Origin of the sequence: Sphingobium sp. Ant17 (assembly GCF_000588875.1) — a bacterium.
GTDB lineage: Bacteria > Pseudomonadota > Alphaproteobacteria > Sphingomonadales > Sphingomonadaceae > Sphingobium.
The window spans coordinates 1-2,062 of record NZ_JEMV01000173.1 but is presented as its reverse complement, the minus strand read 5'-3'; the positions used below and the strand labels follow the sequence as shown (position 1 = coordinate 2,062).

Here is a 2,062-nt window from a genome sequence, read left to right as displayed (position 1 = left end):
GAATTTCTGGCCCGCTGCGTAGCGAGATCGACTTGACGTTGCGCCTCGACGATGCCCTTGGTGCGCGCGCGCTCATTGAGGCGATTCACCAATGCCTCACTCAGATCGAGCAGTTGCCTATTGATTATATAGGCATCTTGTGGGGTGAACGCTTCGACCTTGATGACTGCGGTTCCGGCTTCGGTGTCCATGAGTGCATCGACCCGCTTGCCATAATATTTGAACAGGCTTTCAAAGCTATTGTCAGAGAAAGGCAGGGGAAAGCGGCTCAGCATATCAGCTTGGGATGTCGCGAACTTGTCTTTGACATCGACGTTTTTTTTTTTTTTTTTTTTCCAATGCCTTTAGCGCGCCCGGGAGCGGACGTAAGTCAGCACCTCGTTTAGTCTGCTCCTGCCCGCCCGACAGGCCTGTAGTCTGTACCAAATTGGCAAGCGTCGACGTCTGGCCGCGTTTTCTGATCCGGGCTTTTGATGACGAAGCGTGATTCCGAAACATAGATGTCGGACGCGATCAGGCCGTAATAGAGCATTGCCAGCAGCGTGGGGCAAAAGCGAACAAAAATCAGAAACCAGCGTCGCTTTTTGAGCCACTGCGATAAGGCAGAATGCTGAGTGGGCATGTCGGTATCGACGGGAAAGGTGGGGTTGGCGTTCATAAATCTGCGCGGCGCCTTTAAGCGGATACAAGCGGCTATGCGCTAGGCGAACATGGGCAAAGGTGCAAGACCAAGCGCGTGTGGCCGCAAGCCCAAGAGGAACTATTGTCCATTGTTCGATCGTGATGCTAAGGCGTTGCGCTCACAAGCAGCCAGCCTTTCGAGACCACTATCCATGTATCTAAAGAAAATCGTATGTTTGGCCCTGTTCCCGGGGCTTGCAGGCTGCGCCACACTGCCCTCGAGCGGTCCAACCGGTAAGCAGATTGAGAGGTCCGCGATCGCTCCGAAGGATGGCTCGCCCATCCGGTTAGTCCAGATCCAGTCCGCAACCGGGATACCCGTCGCCCCTGACATTGCTAAACCCGTCGCAAGTCTCCCTGAAATCACCCAGACGCCAACCGACATGGTAGGGCCGGGCGATGTCCTCGACATCAACATCTACGAGGCCGGCGTTTTTTTTTTACCCTGTTTAGCGGTGGCGGCAATTCCGGCGGTCAAGGCCAATGATGGCGATCCGGGCGTCCAAGTTCAAAAGTTGCCGCCAATGCGCGTCGATGACGGGGGCGATATCACCATACCCTATGCCGGCACGCTCAATGTTGCAGGCCTTACCACGGGGGAGGTTGAGGCCATGATCCGCAATGCGCTGAAAGGCTTGTCGCAAAATCCCCAGGTTTTGGTGGCTCTTTGACCAGGCCATCACCAATTCGATCATCATTGGCGGTGAAGTAGCAAAGCCAGGACGTCTCGTGCTTCAGACGAACCGCGAAAGCCTGTCAGACGTGATTGCGCTTGCAGGCGGCTATCGCRGCAGTTCGAAGGACCTCATGGTGCGCATCATGCGCGGAGCCTCCAGCGCGGACGTTCGTATCAACGATATGGTAAATAACAGCACTTGACGTGCGCATCCGTCCAGGCGATCGACTAATGCTGGTAGATGATCCGCGAACATACTCCATTCTGGGCGCTTCGGGTCGAGTAGARCAAGTACCCTTCAGGCGTTCGTCCGTATCTTTGGCAGAGGCGGTTGCAACCGCTGGCGGCACCAACCCCAATCTCGGTGATCCCGCCGCCATCTTTTTGTTCCGCTATGTCCGGGACGAGAGCGGCAACGAAGTGCAGTCTATCATCTCAATATGATGCAGACAGGCTCCTATTTTCTTGGCGCAGAAATTTGTGATGCAAGACAAAGATGTGCTCTATTTTGGTAATGCGGCGGCTAACCAGCCCAGCAAGCTCGTTCAACTCATTAGCCAGCTCTTCTCACCGGTCCTGACGGTGACCAGTGCTGTGTCGGTGATCCAGAACAGCAATAACTGATCGAAATCAGTCGCACTTTTCAGGAGAACATATGGAAGTCCAGACCTACGATATCGCAGGCGTTACGCTTCTGACCCCTCG

The 2,062-nt window shown here is 54.8% G+C and carries 4 protein-coding genes and 1 pseudogene; 3 read left to right on the top strand and 2 right to left on the bottom strand.

The window, feature by feature from the left end:
* Together BF95_RS30110 and BF95_RS30105 are read right to left on the bottom strand one after the other, a co-directional pair.
* Positions 1–275, bottom strand: a pseudogene (locus BF95_RS30110) (capsule biosynthesis protein); the annotation flags it as partial.
* Between the two features lie 107 nt (positions 276–382).
* Positions 383–658, bottom strand: coding sequence for a hypothetical protein (locus BF95_RS30105; protein WP_051520240.1), 276 nt, complete (start codon positions 656–658; stop codon positions 383–385).
* A 112-nt stretch (positions 659–770) separates the two neighbouring features.
* Between BF95_RS30105 and BF95_RS30100 the strand changes: the two genes are divergently transcribed.
* From BF95_RS30100 to BF95_RS30095, 3 genes are all read left to right on the top strand, one after another.
* Complete coding sequence (locus BF95_RS30100; RefSeq protein WP_235210012.1) at positions 771–1,352, top strand: polysaccharide biosynthesis/export family protein; 582 nt, start codon at positions 771–773, stop codon at positions 1,350–1,352.
* 323 nt (positions 1,353–1,675) lie between these two features.
* Positions 1,676–1,801, top strand: a complete 126-nt coding sequence (locus BF95_RS30550; protein ID WP_268747212.1) for a hypothetical protein — start codon at positions 1,676–1,678, stop codon at positions 1,799–1,801.
* 21 nt (positions 1,802–1,822) lie between these two features.
* Positions 1,823–1,981, top strand: coding sequence for a hypothetical protein (locus tag BF95_RS30095; RefSeq protein ID WP_235210011.1), 159 nt, complete (start codon positions 1,823–1,825; stop codon positions 1,979–1,981).
* The last annotated feature ends 81 nt before the right edge of the window (positions 1,982–2,062 follow it).

Excerpts from the sequence above, each read along its gene's own strand:
- BF95_RS30105 (WP_051520240.1), bottom strand. The coding sequence starts at position 658 with ATGAACGCCAACCCCACCTTTCCCGTCGATACCGACATGCCCACTCAG.